Here is a 14,241-nt window from a genome sequence, read left to right on the forward strand (position 1 = left end):
AATTGTGAGCCCAGGCTCCACTCCGTGACCCACGGGAGGGCCTCCGTGCCCGGGGTGTTTGTCACCCGGCACCGTCCATGCTGGGCTCTCCGCCCCCTGTTTCCGCCCCGGACCCCGAGTGAAAGCCCCGTCCCCCACCGAGCAGCTCGCACCCCACCGGGAGGCCACGAGCGCCCTGGACTGGGCGCTGCCCGCGCTCCGGGCGGACCTGGCGGCGGCGGCGCGGCAGCCCTTCCGGGAGACCGGGGCTCAGGAGGACTTCCTGTATCGCCATGACGCACCGGCCCATGAAGCCCAGGGGGCAGCGCGGACGGAGCGCTTCGAACGGGCCCTGACCCGGGTGCGCCAGCTCGCGGACGCGGGCGAGCCGCTGACCTTCGCCCGGATGGTGGAGGTCCAGTCGGAGCTCCTGGGCGGGCCCACGGGCTTCCGCAACGGGGACGCCTTCGCGTGGGGTGGCGCGCACCGCTACGCGCACGAGCCCGGCCTGGAGGCGGCCTTCCGCGACAAGGTGGAAGCGGATGCGCGGGAGGCGCGTCACCCGGTGGCACATGCCACTCGGTTGTACCTGGACCTGTGCTTCTTCCACCCCTTCCCGGACGGCAACGCCCGCGCGGCGCGGCTGTGGCTGGAATACATGCTGCGCCGGGGCCGGCTGCCCACGCCTCCGCTGGCTCCAGTGGTGCTGTGGCCCAAGCGCCCGGGAGACACGGTGAACTACACGCGGCTGGCGAGGCTGCTGGCCCGGACCATCGCGGGGCCGGACGCCCCATGCCGCAACGAGGCTCCCGAATGAGCAATGACGCTTTCACGTGGCGCCGCATCCGCGACAGCCTGGATGTCTACTCAGCGCAATCGCTGGCGTCCCGGCTGCGGGAGGCGTTGGCTCCCCTGCGGACCGGAAGCATCCACACCAGCCGGCTCAAGCAGGCGAAGAACGCCGTGCAGGACCTGCTCCAGGCCGAACTGGGGCCCTGGTACGTCGAGAGCGGCCTGCCCCTGGGCAATGAAGTGCTGGGCGGCTATTGCTGGTGCCACTCGTTCTTCAACCAGAACCCGCCGCACCGGACGATGGATGTGGATGAGAACATCCAGTTCATGCTGGACGCGCTGGAGCGGATCCGTTCGTTTCTGTACGCGCTGGACGGCGTGTTTCAGGCCTCGCGCCGTCAGCTTGAGCTGGCGGCCGACGACAAGGCTCTCCGGGCGAAGGCGCTCGCGGAAGGGCTGGTGCGGACCGTGGACCTGACGGCGGAGACAACGTCCTGCGAGGAGACCTGGTACCAGGTCGCGCAGGACGCGATGACGTGGTGCATCGAGGCGATGGGACTGCCCTTGTCGGACGCCACGCAGGAGCAGTTGGACACGGCCTTCGTCTTCACGTCCTGGATCGCGCCTCCTCCGGACGCCCTCCGGGACGCGGCGGCGCGGGTGGCGGCGGTGGCCGTATGAGCAGGTCGGCCCTCGGGCACTGGCTGCGCATCCGCGACAGCCTGGAGGGGTATGATCCGGAGAAGCTCATCCGGATGCTGCGCGAGTACCTGACGCCGCGCGTGCCCCCGGGGACGCGCAAGCTCACGGACGAGCAGCACGACACGATGGCGAAACACATCCAGCGGATGCTCAACCAGAACCTGGGGGCCTGGTACACGGAGACGGGGCTGTATCTGGGCAATGAGAGCTTCGGCGGCTACTGCTGGTGCCACCGCTTCTTCCGGCAGAAGCCCACCCCGAACATGAGCGTGGAATACAACATCCAGCTCATGATCGACGCGCTGGAGCGGTCGCGCGGATGGCTGTTCAAGCTGGATGCCCACTTCCAGGCGCTGAAGCGGGATCTGCCCTCGGGCCCGGATGACAATGACATCCGGATGCTGGCCCTGGCGGATGGACTCGTCACCACAATGAGCCTCACCATGGACGCCACGGGCTGCGAGGAGGCCTGGTACACCTTCGCGGACCAGGCGCTGTCCTGGATGTTCGACGCCATCGAGCTGCGCCCGGGCTATCAGGCCGGGAAGCTGATGCGGAAGCTGTTCGCCTTCGAGTCCTGGCACTCGCCTTCCGAGTGGGAGCTGCGCTCTTCGGCGGAGAAGGTGGCGGCGGCCGTCGTGGAGGACGAGGGCCGCCGGCACACGCACTGACGCAAGCGCCCCGCCCTCAGTGGATGGGCTTCCCGCGCGTCATCCGGCGGGCCTGCTCGCCTGAGCCGCCCTTCACCTCGATGCGCTTGCCCTGCGGCAGCGCCTCCGGGAGCTTCAGGGAGACCTCCAGTACACCGTTCTCGAAGTTCGCCTGGACCGACTCCGTGTCGATGCCTTCTGGAAGCGGAATGGCGCGGCGGAACAGCCCCGTGCTGCGCTCCAGGCTCCAGACGCCTTCGGCTTCCTCTTCCTCCTCCAGCTCGAAGGAACGTTCGCCTTCGATGATGAGCAGGTCCGGCTGCAACTCGACGTGGATGTCCTCCTGCCTCATTCCCGGCAGGTCGGCCTTCACGATGAGGTTTCCGTTCCGCTCCAGCACGTCCACCTGCGGGGACCAGAGGCCCTCGTCCAGCACGTCGCGCCGAGCGGTGAGGCCCCGGCCTCCCACGCCGGTGAAGAGCTGGTCCATGTCCTCGAGCATCCGGCGCAGCAGCCCGAACGGGCTCAGGGGCGCGGTCTCCCTTCCGATGGCCGGTGCGGATGACTCGCGGCGGGAGATGCCAGCGCCCGTCCTGGGGCCCTGTCCCTGCGAGGTGGCGCCCGGCACGTCAGCCTGGGCGTTCTTCACTGCGGGCGAGGAGGAGGGCTCCCCCTGCGCGCCTGGGTTCCTGTTGTCGGTTGCCATGACGTCCTCCCCCGGTGGAGCCGGCTGGCGCCCGGCCGCCGGACCGCACCGGTCACTAAGCGGGGATGGGATCATCCCAACCCCAAACGTGGAGGCGCGTGGCGGGGCCATCAAGGGTCCGCGGCCCGCGGTCTGGCATTCGCGGGAGCCTCGCTACGCGAGCAGCGTGGCGTCCATCACGGTGAGGGCCACCCCACCGACGCGGGCGCGCTCGATATGGCCTGGCCGGCCGGTGACCTGGATGTCGATGCGGCCCGGCTTGCCGAGCGTGTCGCCCTGCTCGATGCGGCTCGACACCGTGCCGCCGTGCTCCGGGAGGCGAAGGCTCCCGTGCTCAGCGAGCCAGGCCGCGAGCGGTCCCGCGGCGGAGCCCGTCACGGGGTCCTCCAGGATGCCGAAGCCCGGGACGAAGTAGCGCGCCTGGGCCACGCTCCCCTCCTCCTTCGCCTCACGGGTGAAGAGGTAGACGCCTCGCAAGCCGTGCGGCATCAGCAGCGCGTTCATCGCCGCGCCTCGCGGCGTCAGCGACTCCAGGTCCGCGAGCCGCCGGAGGGGCACCACCAGCCGGTGGCCCTGGCGGATCACCGGCAGCGACGGGTCCACTTGTGAGGCCGTCCCGCCCAGCGTGGCCATCAGTGCGTCCAGGGCCACGGTGTTGGGCTGCACGGGCGGTGGAGGCGTGGCAATCCACACGCGCGTCCCCTGCGTACCCTGGGGCTCCAGCTCGATGTGGAACGTGCCACCGGGGCACTCCAGCGTGTACGTCCCCGGGCTTCGCAAGAGCCCCTTCTCCGCGAGCAGGTGGAAGGTGGCCACGGTGGCGTGGCCGCAGAAGGGAATCTCGTCCACGGGTGTGAAGTAGCGCAGGCGCACGGTGGCATCGCCGGGCCGGGACAGCAGGAACGCGGTCTCCGACGCGCTGACGGCCGCGGCGGTCCGCTGCATCGTGGGGACATCCAGCGCCGAGGCGTCGAGCACCACGCCCGCGCGGTTTCCTGCACCGGCGGTGCGGGTGAAGGCATCGATGATGTGAACCTGCATGGGCGGACTCCGGAGAGCAGAAGGGCCTGGGAAACAGCGCAGGCATGCTCCGCTCCACCGTTGGCGTCAAGCGCTGGACCGACACACCGGAGCCCCCACAACGGGGTTGAACAAGGGCGCCCGAGCAGGCACAGCAAGGAAGCATGAATCTCGTGAAGTCGGGTGGGTGGGTGGTGCTGGTGGTGTTGCTCCACGCGAGCGGCGCGGCGGCACAGATCGTCAACGTGCAGGCGCTCTTCGACGAGAAGGCGGAGCCGGGGCCGGCCGCGGCCATCGAGCTGGGCGGCGACTGGCGCACGGGCAGCACGGAGCTGTTCTCCGTGCGGGGCTCCCTGGTGGGCCAACTGCGCTCCGAGCGCGACGTCTGGTTGGCCGTCATCCGCGGTGAGTATTCGTTCGCCAGTGGCGAGCGCATCGTCAGCCAGGTGCTGGAGCACGTGCGCTACCGGCGCAAGTTCACGGACACGGTGTCGGGCGAGGTCTTCGCGCAGCACGAGTACAACGAGTTCCGCCGGCTCCAGTTCCGGGCCCTGCTGGGCGCGGGTCCGCGCTTCATCCTGCTCAACGAGGAACGCATGGGGCTCACCTTCGGGGTGGCGCTGATGCTGGAGCACGAACGGCTGCGCAAGGACGGCGAGGTGGACGCGGGAGACCGCTACACGGACCCGAGAGTCTCCAGCTACCTGTTGGGCCGGGTGAAGCTGATGGAGAACATCAACCTCGTGGAGACGGTCTACTTCCAGCCGCGAGTCACCCGCCCCTCCGACCTGCGGGTCCTCAACGAGACGATCTTCGCGGTGACGCCCAATCCCCGCGTCACGGTGGGCATCGGCTTCAACCTCACCTACGACAGCGCACCGCCCGCGACGGTGCCGCCCCTGGACACGCAACTGCGCACCACGGTGGGCGTGAAGTTTTGAGTGGATGGCAAGCAGCGCGTTGACGAATCGGGCGCGCGAACAAGGCGCGGGAGGACGCATCTCCTCCAGTATCAACGACTCACCCACTGCCACCGCGCGAGTCTTGTTCCTCGGACGCTGGCCCCCAAGGCCCCGCGCAGCAAGCCACCGCAGCGCCTCGTACGCCGTGTCCCGACAAGCGTCATAGAGACGCGTCAGCTTCGCTTTCCCCATCCCCATCCCCTCCTCGTCCCAGCATCGCCATCCAACCACAGGGGTCTGACATGAGCGTGAAGGCCCACTGTCCGCATCGCCCGCCGGGCCCGCGCAGCCTCGGGCCGCATGCGGCGAAAACCTGTCCGACTGTCGGACAGGTTTTGGGGAAACCAGCCTCGGGCGAGCACCTCCGTTCGTGTCCCCACCTTGGAGTTCACGCACGCATGATGTTGCGCACCTGCAGAACCAGCGCGGCCCCGGGCCGCATGCGGCGGAAACCTGTCCGACTGTCGGACAGGTTTTGAGGGAACCGGTCCCAGGCGGGTGAATCTGTCCGAGCCCACACCTGGAGTTCACGCACGCAGGACATTGCTCGACCGACGGACCAGCACAGCCTCGAGCCGCATGCGTCGAAAAGCTGTCCGACTGTCGGACAGCTTTTGGGCAAGCCGGGACCAGGCGGCCCCTCTCCCCGTGTCACGACCTTGCGCTCGCGCACGCATGACGTCGCTGCATGGGTGGACTGGTGTGGCCTCGGACTGCTTGCCACGAATCCTGTCCGACTGTCGGACAGGTTCTGAGCGTACCGGGCCCGGGCGAGCACCTCTGTTCGTGTTCCTACCTTGGCGTTCGCGCACTCATGGCGTCGCTCACATAGGGGCCAGCGCGGCCCCGGGCTGGATGCGTCGAAACCTGTCGGACAGGTTTTGAGCGGACCGGGCGAACGACTCTGTTCGTGTCATCACCCAGGCGTCGGCACTCACGGCGTCGCGCATGGGCGGGGTGAGCGCGGGCTTGGGCCTCTGGCGGCGGAAACCTGTCCGACTGTCGGACAGGTTTTGAGGGTACCGGGCCCGACCTGCCCTCCGCTCTTGCATCCAGTCGCGCCACATTGCTGCACCCTCAAAGGCACGCGGGGGCACGGACCTTGTTGGCGAATTCCTGGCGGCCCGCTTGAGGGTAGGCTCTAGCGATGGCGTCCCATTCCATCTCTGCTCCCGTCGTCCTTCTCGGAGGCGGCAAGATCGCTGAAGCGCTCATCCTGGGACTGTTGCGCTCCGGCCACGTGCGTCCTTCAGACCTTCGCGTCACGGTGCGCCGGTCCGAACGTGGAGAGGAACTGCGCTCCCGGCACGGCGTGCACGTCCTCATGGACAATGCGCAGGCGGTGCGGGGCGCGAGGGTGATCCTGCTGGCGGTGCGGCAGGCGCAACTGCGTGACCTGATGGCGGTCATCTCGCCGGCGCTGGAGCCAGGGCAGACCGTATTGTCGCTCTCCGCGGACGTGCGGCTCGCGCAGTTGGAAGCGGCGTTGCCCTCCTGCGTCTCTGTCATTCGTGCCCTACCCCATACGCCCGTACGCGTGGGAGCGGGCGTGACGCCCCTGACGGCCGGTCCCGGGCGACAGAGGCCGCGAGACAGGTCGCCGAATCCGTCTTCGCGGCGACGGGACGGCCGATGTGGATGACCGAGGAGGCGCTCACGGTCTGCACGGGCGTGTGCGGCACGGGCCCCGCGTATGTCTTCCGCTTCGTGGAGACCCTGGCCCAGGCCGCCATGGCGCACGGGATGGACGCGGGTGAAGCGGCGGCGCTCGCGAAGGAAACGCTCATTGGCGCGGCGAAGCTCCTGGCCGAACCCGGCGCCACCACGCCTCGCCTCATCACGGAGATAGCCACCCCGGGAGGCATCACCGAAGCGGGACTGATGGCGATGGACGCCCACGGTCTCCCTCGCGCCGTGGGCGAAGCGGTCTCCGTGGCCATCCAGCGCACCCGTGAGCGCGCGGACGCGAACGCCACGGCCTACAGCATGCCGAAGTGACGCTTGAGCCCCCGCTGTCCTCCCGGCGTGACGATGAGGCCGCGCGAGTCGGGCTGACGTTCCACCCACCCCAATGAGAACACCCGGGCGGCGAGCGCCGCGCCCAGTGCCCCCGCGAGGTGATCGCGCCGCTCGCTCCAGTCCAGGCACCGGTGGGCGAAGTGGCGCCGCTGCTCGCGCACGGGTGCCAGGTCGATGCCGAAATCCTGGAACCACGCCTCGCCGCTCGGCGTGAGCGCGAACGCGCGTTTGCGAAGAGAGAGGTGCCCGGCCCGCAGCAGCGCGTCGGTGATTCCCATGCCCAAACGGCCCGCCAGATGGTCGTAGCAGTAGCGCGCGGCCCGCAGGGGCTCCGGAGTCGCTGACGCACGGGGCGCTCGGACCGCCACGGTCATCAGCGCCTCCACCATCCGCGCCACGGTGGGCGTGGCGATCCGGAACACCTTGTTGCGCCCCTGCCGGGTGGCGCGGACCAACCGGGCCTGCTCCAACCGCTGCAGGTGCGCGGTCGCCGTCGCGGGGCTCACGCCGGTGCCGAACGCGAGCTCCTTCGCGACGAGCGCCCGTCCCTCCATCAGCAACTCCAGCATCCGGATCCGAGTGGCGTCCCCGACGGCCGTGGCCAGCGTCGTGAGGTCCGGACCTGCATCCATTATTCGCTCCATGGCGAACCATCTCTAGCACACGGAAACGCCAACGGCAGCAGGGGGCCTGGCCACGCGGACCGATGACACCACCCACCGACCCGTGACCAGCGTCGTGAGGTCCGGCCCTGCATTTATCGTTCGTTCCATGGCGAACCGTTTCCTGGCGCGCGGACACGCCAGCGGCAGCAGAGTGCCTGACCACGAGGACCGATGACACCGCCCACCGACCCGTATCAGGCCGTCACACATGCCGACCCATATCCCTACTACGCAGAGCTTCGAGCCCCGTGCGGACTGCACCGCGTTCCCGGCTTCGCGCCGTGGATCGCGGCGGATGCGGCCACCGTCCGCGCGGTGCTCACCAGCGAGCACTGCCGGGTCCGGCCACGGTCGGAGCCCGTGCCTCCGCACCTGGTGGGCACCGCCGCCGGGGCCCTCTTCGGACGGCTGGTGCGGATGAACGACGGTGGCCCCTACCCCGCCGTGAAGCAGACGCTCTCACGCGCGCTGCCGGAGGCGCTGCGGGAGGTCGAAGCGGAGAGCCGCCGCCAGGTGGCACGGCTGTTCGCGACGCCGTCGCTGAAACGACTGCCGGACGCCGCACTTCAGCTCCCCGTGTTCGTGCTGGGGTCGCTGCTGGGCTTCCCGGAAAACACGCTGGAAGCGAGCGTGCGAGACGTGGATGCCTATGTCCGTTCGGTCGCCGGTCCCCCTGATGGCAGCGAGAGCGCGGCACGGCTGAACGACCGCGTGGCCGCCTGTTTCCAGTCCACGACGAGGACCGCGCTCACGGCCCGGCTCATGGAATGCCACGGTTCGGGGGACCTGCGCATCCCCAACGCCGTGGGCCTGCTCACCCAGGCGTATGAAGCGACAGCCGGTCTTCTGGCCGCGACGCTGCGGGCCTTCGCTCGCATGCCCGAGCTGCGCGAACAACTCTCACAGGGTGCGTGCACGCTGGACGACGTAGTCCAGGAAGCGGCTCGCCACGATTCCCCGGTCCAGAACACACGACGCTTCACCCATGCCGCCGCGACTGTCGCGGGTCAGGCGCTGGAAGCCGATGAGACCATCGTCGTCGTGCTCGCCGCCGCGAATCGGGATCCGCTGGTGAATCCCCAGCCCGACGCCTTCCTGTCACGGCGCGCAGCGCGCCAGACCTTCACCTTCGGCCTGGGCTCGCATGCTTGTCCCGGGCACCTGCTCGCGACCGCGATGGCCACCGCGGCGGCGGAGCGCGTGCTCGCGAGCGGTCTGGACCTGTCCCCGCTGTCGGGCCCCGTCACCTGGCGTGCTTCCACCAACACCCGCGTCCTGGGAGGACTGGAATGATTGCTGTCATCTTCGAGGTCTGGGCACACGAGTCGCATCGGCAGCGGTACCTGGACCTCGCGGCGGAGCTGCGCCCCCTGCTGGCGGACATCGACGGCTTCATCTCCATCGAGCGGTTCCAGAGCCTCAGCGAACCGGGGAAGCTTTTGTCCCTGTCCTACTGGCGCGACGAGGCAGCGGTGGCGGAATGGCGGCGACTGGAGGCCCACCGTGACGCCCAGCGCGAAGGCCGGGGAGGCGTGTTCAGCGACTACCGCCTGCGGGTGGCGCACGTCGTGAGGGATTACGGTTTGAAGGACCGGGCGGCCGTGCCCGCTGACAGTCGCACCGTGCACGGCTGAAGCGGCTGGCGCACGGCGGCTGTCTTCCCGCCCGTCCCTCCCATGCGGGCCATGACTCCCCCACCTTCTGTGGGAGGTGAACGATGAAGCGAGGCCAATGGAGACGTTGCTGGGGACTGGCTGCCGCGCTGCTCGGGCTTCCCGCGGCGGGACAACTGGAGGGCCCTCCCGAGGAGGATGCGTCGCAATACTCCTGCTTCGAGGAGGCGCGCCAGGGCGGCTCGGTGACGGAGAGCATCGCGGCGCAGCTCTGCCAGGGTGCCCGTTCCGACGCCCCGGCGAAGTGCTTCCACCGGGTCCAGGAGGGAGGCTTCCTCGCCGACCCGCAGGCGCTCCAGCTCTGCCAGTACGCCACGCCCCCGGATGATCCCGCGTCCTGCTACCTCAAGGCGCGGAACTCCTCGTTCCTGGACGAGACACAGCTCCTGGAGCTCTGCCGCCCGCCCATCGCGCAGATGCTGAAGATGTGTCCCTACGGTCCATGAGGCCTCGGGCCCGCGGGCTCACCGGGCGCGGAGGAACGCCTTGACGCTCGGGGACTGGAGCTTCTGGGACTCGATGCACAGCCGGATGGACTCCAGGGCCCGGGCGAGCGCGCGCGGGCCGCCTTCGATCTTGTCCACGCGGGGCGTGAGGAGCGTCTCCACCTGCGCCAGGTGGATGTCATCGCAGAGGCTCCCCGTCTGGCCAATCAACCGGCCCAGCTCATCCGAGCGCAGGCGCTGGGTCAGCGCATCGAAGTGCGTCTGGTAGAAATTCCACGCCAGCGACTGCGACTCCGGCGACATCAACGCCATCCGGAGGATGACCTGCGAGTCGCGCACGTCGAACTCCGGCGACACCACGAGCCCCAGCGCCCGCCACAGCAGGTCCGGGTTCCGGAACCAGGCAAGCGACGTCAGCAGCCGGGAACGCTCGGTGCGGTCCTGTTCCTTCTTCGCCGCCTCCAGCAGCGCGTCGAAGAGCGCCGCATCACCGTGCGTCGCCGCTCGAGGCAGCGCGGCACCGAACGCCTCCGGATCCACCGACTTGCGGTCCGCCAGCCAGGCGCGCACCAGGGGCAGCGACTCCTTCACCAGCCGGGGGTCATCGCCCAGACCGCCCGCCAGCCGGAGGAAGAGGGAGCGTGAGTCCTTCACGGAGTCGTCCTCGCCCGGCTTCGGCACCCAGCCCAGGGCCCTCGCGCGCGCCGAGTAGAGCGAGGCCACCCACGCGCGGAAGCGCTGGCGCTCCTCGGGCGTGAGCTGATCCAGGCGCACGAGCTCCAGCAGCGAGGCGCCGCTCTGCACCACGAGCCGGTTCGTCGACTTCGCGGAGGCAGGCACCGCCTTCAGCGCCTCCCCCAGCGGCAGGTCGCCCCGATTCACCGCCGCATCCACGTCCGCCCAGAGCGCCACCTGCTCCGCCGGAGTGAAGGCAGCGGCCGGAGTCGCGAGCAGCTTCGTCAACTGCTCGCGGGTGTAGCCGCCGCGGTAGTAACCCGTGCCGCCCGCGTTGAGCAGCACCCACGCCGGGCACTGCTTCGTGGGCAACGCGACCTCCGCGGACGGGCCCTGCAACATCGAGCACACCCGCGACGACTGCGTGCCCGTGCCCACGCGAAGGCACACGGGCACCTGCCACTCCTGCCGCGAGTCCGCCTTGGAGCCCACGGGCAGGTACCGCTCCTGAGACAGCTTCACGGACGGAGCGCCGCCCGCCGGGCACGACAACTGCGCGGTGATCCGAGGCGCCCCGCTCCGCTCGATGAAGCCGCCAAAGGACCGAGCCACCTCCGGCCCCGCCGCCTGGGACAGGTCCGCGAGGAAGTCCTCCATCGTCGCGACCTTCCACGCGTGCTTGCGGACATAGCCGCGGAGGAAGTCGCGGAAGCGCTCCGGCCCCAGCCAGGCCTCGTACATGGCGATGACGGACGAGCCCTTGTCATACGTCGTCCCGTTGTCGAACGAGCCCACGATGTCGTCGTTGCTCTCCACGGGCTTGCGCACGGGCAGCGCCGCCGCCAGCTCATCCGACGCCAGCGCGGAACGCGTCGCGAACATGGCGCGCTCCTGCTGGTAGTCCCAGGACGGCTCCAGCCGGTCCACGGTCTGCCGGTCCAACCACGCGGTGAAGGACTCGTTGAGCCAGATGTCGTTCCACCAGGAGCAGGTGACGACGTCCCCGAACCAGTAGTGGCCCAGCTCATGGTTGGCGATGACCGCGTACGACTTGCGGCGGGCCAGCGTCTCCTCGCCGGGCGGAATGAGCGTGAGCGGCTGCCCGAGCGCGACGATGCCGGGGTGCTCCATGGTGCCCCAGTACCGGGGCACGACCGCCACATCGAGCTTCTCGTACGGATACGGCTGGTCGAAGAAGTCCTCCAGGCCCTTCACGATACGGGGCGTGATGCTCGCGGCGTAGCGGGTCTCCGCGCCACGGCCCTTGGGGACGACGAAGCGCAGCGGCACGTTCGTGCGCCCCACGGTGCCGGCCTCCACCACGTCGAAGGGCCCCACCATGAAGGCCACGAGGTAGCTGGGCATCGGCTTGCTCTCCGCGAAGGTGACGCGCTCCAGGCCGTCCGCCAGCGGCTCGCGCGACACGACGGGATGGTTGGCCAGCGCCACATGCCCCGCCTTCACGGTGAAGCGCAGACGCCACGGCACCTTGAAGGTCGGCTCGTCGAAGCACGGGAAGGCGCGGCGCGCGTCGATGGGCTCGAAGAACGTGTAGAGGTAGGGCTCACCGGCCTCATCCACCCCATAGATGCCCTGGCTGCGCTCGCGGTCCACCTTGCCGGTGAAGTCCAGCAGGAGCTGGACCTTGCCCACCGGCAGCTCCTCCGGCAGCAGCAATCCCAGACGTCCTTCCGGCGCGGTGACAGGCTTCGCGTCGAACGTGCGACTCCCCACGGTGACGCGAGCCCGCGTCACGTCCACGTCCTGCGCATGCAGCCACACCTGGCGCACGGGCTCGCGGACCTCCACGTCGATGGTGACGCTGCCCGGATACGTGTCTTCCGAGGGCACGAGCTTCAGGTCCAGCGCGTAGTGCACGGGCCGCACGGTGTCCGGCAATCGCAGCGCGGGAGGCAGGGCCTCCGGCCACGAAACGGCGGGCGGCGCGGAGGCAGTCGGTGCGGCCTCGGGCGCGTGGGCACAGCGGACGGTCAACACCACCAGGGCGAGGAGTGAGAGCAGTCGCATGGGGACGCAGCGTAGACCATGAGGATGTCTCCGGGTCCGTGAAACAGTGCTTTCAACCCTGGGAGTCGCTACGGTCCGGCTCCCCCCGCATCACCCTCAAGCCGAGGAAAAACATGTTTCATCGCGGCAGCGGTCTCCCCTCCCTCTTCGTATCCCTGCTCTTCGTCGTGGGCTTCGCGTCGCAGGCCAGCGCTGACACCTACCAGACCTACGTGACGCCCAAGGTCAATGGCTATCAGATTGGCACCTACCTCCCGAACCAGCCCACCGGGAACTTCAGCAGCGCCGCTGACACGGCCCGCCGCTTCTGTCAGGACCAGGGCCACACCGGCGCGCAGAGCTTCACCACCGCCATCCGCGGCTCCGCGTATACGTACATCGTGGGCACCAATGGCGTGGGCAACTGGGGCACCACCGGCAACTCCAACGTGACGATGATCGAAACCGTCACCTGCTTCACCTCCAATTCGGGCGTCACGTACACGACGCCCACGGTCAACGGCTACCAGGTGGGCACCATCCAGCCCAGCCAACCCACCGGCAACTACAGCACGCCCGCCGACACGGCCCGCCGCTTCTGCCAGGACCAGGGCCACACCGGCGCGCAGAGCTTCACCACCGCCATCCGTGGCTCCGCCTACTCGTTCATCGTGGGCACGAACGGCGTGGGCAACTGGGGCACCACCGGCAACTCCAACGTGACCATGCTGGAGACCATCACCTGCTTCGACGCGACGGAGGTCACGTACACGACGCCGAAGGTGAACGGCTACCAGATCGGCACCATCCAGCCCAACTACCCCACCGGCAACTTCAGCACCCCGGTGGCGACCGCCCGCCGCTTCTGCCAGGACCAGGGCCACGTCGACGTGAGCAGCTTCACCACCGCCATCCGCGGCTCCGCGTATACGTACATCGTGGGGACGAACGGCGTGGGCAACTGGGGCACCACCGGCAATTCCAACGTGACGATGATCGAAACCGTCACCTGCATCACGCAGTAACCGACAGTCCGGACCGGGGCTCCTCGCGGCCCCGGCCCACCGGATGTCTTCCAGATGCACGCGGCGGTGGAGTGGGTCAGGATGCGGCCCATGTCCAACCTCCAAGGCAAGACCCTCTTCATCACCGGCGCCAGCCGCGGCATCGGCAAGGCCATCGCGCTGCGCGCGGCCCGTGACGGCGCCAACATCGTCATCGCCGCGAAGACGACCGACCCGCACCCCAAGCTGCCCGGCACCATCTACTCGGCGGCGAAGGAGATTGAAGAGGCCGGTGGCAAGGCGCTCCCCTGCGTGGTGGACATCCGCGACGAGGCGCAAATCCACGCCGCCGTCGCCAAGGCCGTGGAGACCTTCGGCGGCATCGACATCCTGGTGAACAATGCCAGCGCCATCAGCCTCACCGGCACGCTGGACACGCCGCTCAAGCGCTTCGACCTGATGCACGGCATCAACACGCGCGGCACCTTCGCGTGCTCGCAGGCGTGCATCCCGTACCTCAAGAAGTCCTCCAACCCGCACATCCTCAACAACTCGCCGCCGCTCAACATGGAGCCGCGCTGGTTCGGCCCCCACGTGGCCTACACCATCGCGAAGTACGGCATGAGCCTGTGCGCGCTGGGCATGGCGGAGGAGCTCAAGGACGACGGCATCGCGGTCAACACGCTGTGGCCCCGCACCGTCATCGCCACCGCCGCCGTGCAGAACCTGCTGGGCGGCGACGACACCATCAAGGGCAGCCGCAAGCCGGAGATCATGGCGGACGCCGCCTACGCCATCCTCACCAAGCCCAGCCGCTCCTTCACCGGGAACTTCTGCATCGACGATGAAGTGCTGCGCGCCGCCGGCGTCACCGACCTGGACAAGTACCAGTCCGTCCCCGGCGCGGAGCTCCTGCCCGACTTCTTCCTCTAAGCTCGCAG

15 protein-coding genes are annotated in these 14,241 nt (G+C 69.1%); 11 read left to right on the plus strand and 4 right to left on the minus strand.

The genetic code is table 11. The features are described from left to right. Nucleotides 1-118: 118 nt before the first annotated feature. The 3 genes from ACX114_RS24455 to ACX114_RS24465 are packed head-to-tail and all read left to right on the plus strand — an operon-like array spanning nucleotide 119 to nucleotide 2,144. The gene (locus ACX114_RS24455) at nucleotides 119-796 is read left to right on the plus strand and encodes a Fic family protein (RefSeq protein ID WP_459288300.1); all 678 of its coding nucleotides are present in this window, start codon (nucleotides 119-121) and stop codon (nucleotides 794-796) included. After that, nucleotides 793-1,452, plus strand: coding sequence for a hypothetical protein (locus ACX114_RS24460; RefSeq protein WP_459288302.1), 660 nt, complete (start codon nucleotides 793-795; stop codon nucleotides 1,450-1,452). Before ACX114_RS24455 ends, ACX114_RS24460 begins: the two co-directional genes overlap by 4 nt. Beyond that, the gene (locus ACX114_RS24465; protein WP_459288304.1) at nucleotides 1,449-2,144 is read left to right on the plus strand and encodes a hypothetical protein; all 696 of its coding nucleotides are present in this window, start codon (nucleotides 1,449-1,451) and stop codon (nucleotides 2,142-2,144) included. The genes ACX114_RS24460 and ACX114_RS24465 overlap by 4 nt, the downstream gene beginning before the upstream one ends. 16 nt (nucleotides 2,145-2,160) lie before the next feature. Here ACX114_RS24465 and ACX114_RS24470 read toward each other — a convergent pair whose 3' ends face one another. Together ACX114_RS24470 and ACX114_RS24475 are read right to left on the minus strand one after the other, a co-directional pair. Next, nucleotides 2,161-2,829, minus strand: coding sequence for an Hsp20/alpha crystallin family protein (locus ACX114_RS24470; RefSeq protein ID WP_459288306.1), 669 nt, complete (start codon nucleotides 2,827-2,829; stop codon nucleotides 2,161-2,163). Between the two features lie 153 nt (nucleotides 2,830-2,982). Further along, nucleotides 2,983-3,870, minus strand: coding sequence for a PhzF family phenazine biosynthesis protein (locus ACX114_RS24475; protein ID WP_459288308.1), 888 nt, complete (start codon nucleotides 3,868-3,870; stop codon nucleotides 2,983-2,985). Nucleotides 3,871-4,013: 143 nt separating this feature from the next. Here ACX114_RS24475 and ACX114_RS24480 point away from each other — a divergent pair, with 143 nt between their 5' ends. The 3 genes from ACX114_RS24480 (at nucleotide 4,014) to ACX114_RS24490 (ending at nucleotide 6,809) form a co-directional block, all read left to right on the plus strand. Then, nucleotides 4,014-4,790, plus strand: a complete 777-nt coding sequence (locus ACX114_RS24480) for a DUF481 domain-containing protein (RefSeq protein WP_459288310.1) — start codon at nucleotides 4,014-4,016, stop codon at nucleotides 4,788-4,790. A 1,168-nt stretch (nucleotides 4,791-5,958) separates the two neighbouring features. Beyond that, nucleotides 5,959-6,453: a pyrroline-5-carboxylate reductase family protein gene (locus tag ACX114_RS24485; protein WP_459288311.1), complete on the plus strand. Its 495-nt coding sequence runs from the start codon at nucleotides 5,959-5,961 to the stop codon at nucleotides 6,451-6,453. Next, complete coding sequence (locus tag ACX114_RS24490; protein ID WP_459288313.1) at nucleotides 6,444-6,809, plus strand: pyrroline-5-carboxylate reductase family protein; 366 nt, start codon at nucleotides 6,444-6,446, stop codon at nucleotides 6,807-6,809. Before ACX114_RS24485 ends, ACX114_RS24490 begins: the two co-directional genes overlap by 10 nt. Here the strand turns inward: ACX114_RS24490 and ACX114_RS24495 are convergent. Continuing rightward, nucleotides 6,791-7,462 carry an ArsR/SmtB family transcription factor gene (locus tag ACX114_RS24495; RefSeq protein WP_459288315.1) on the minus strand — a complete coding sequence of 224 codons (672 nt, stop codon included), beginning with the start codon at nucleotides 7,460-7,462 and terminating at the stop codon, nucleotides 6,791-6,793. The two genes, ACX114_RS24490 and ACX114_RS24495, sit on opposite strands and share 19 nt — an antisense overlap. Nucleotides 7,463-7,666: 204 nt before the next feature. Between ACX114_RS24495 and ACX114_RS24500 the strand changes: the two genes are divergently transcribed. From ACX114_RS24500 to ACX114_RS24510, 3 genes are all read left to right on the plus strand, one after another. After that, a complete protein-coding gene (locus tag ACX114_RS24500) occupies nucleotides 7,667-8,788 on the plus strand; it encodes a cytochrome P450 (RefSeq protein WP_459288317.1) in 1,122 nt (373 codons plus the stop codon). Then, entirely contained in the window at nucleotides 8,785-9,129 is a 345-nt protein-coding gene (locus ACX114_RS24505) for an antibiotic biosynthesis monooxygenase family protein (RefSeq protein ID WP_459288319.1), read from the plus strand. Before ACX114_RS24500 ends, ACX114_RS24505 begins: the two co-directional genes overlap by 4 nt. An 83-nt stretch (nucleotides 9,130-9,212) precedes the next feature. After that, a complete protein-coding gene (locus tag ACX114_RS24510; RefSeq protein ID WP_459288321.1) occupies nucleotides 9,213-9,614 on the plus strand; it encodes a hypothetical protein in 402 nt (133 codons plus the stop codon). An 18-nt stretch (nucleotides 9,615-9,632) separates the two neighbouring features. On the opposite strand, the gene ACX114_RS24515 is transcribed toward ACX114_RS24510, so the two are convergent. Further along, nucleotides 9,633-12,317 carry a M1 family metallopeptidase gene (locus ACX114_RS24515; protein ID WP_459288322.1) on the minus strand — a complete coding sequence of 895 codons (2,685 nt, stop codon included), beginning with the start codon at nucleotides 12,315-12,317 and terminating at the stop codon, nucleotides 9,633-9,635. 113 nt (nucleotides 12,318-12,430) lie between these two features. Between ACX114_RS24515 and ACX114_RS24520 the strand changes: the two genes are divergently transcribed. Further along, entirely contained in the window at nucleotides 12,431-13,321 is an 891-nt protein-coding gene (locus tag ACX114_RS24520; protein WP_459288324.1) for a hypothetical protein, read from the plus strand. Nucleotides 13,322-13,411: 90 nt separating this feature from the next. Then, on the plus strand, nucleotides 13,412-14,233 hold the full coding sequence (locus ACX114_RS24525; protein ID WP_459288326.1) for an SDR family oxidoreductase: 822 nt from the start codon (nucleotides 13,412-13,414) through the stop codon (nucleotides 14,231-14,233). Nucleotides 14,234-14,241 lie beyond the last annotated feature (8 nt).

The organism is Corallococcus sp. M7 (assembly GCF_054512695.1).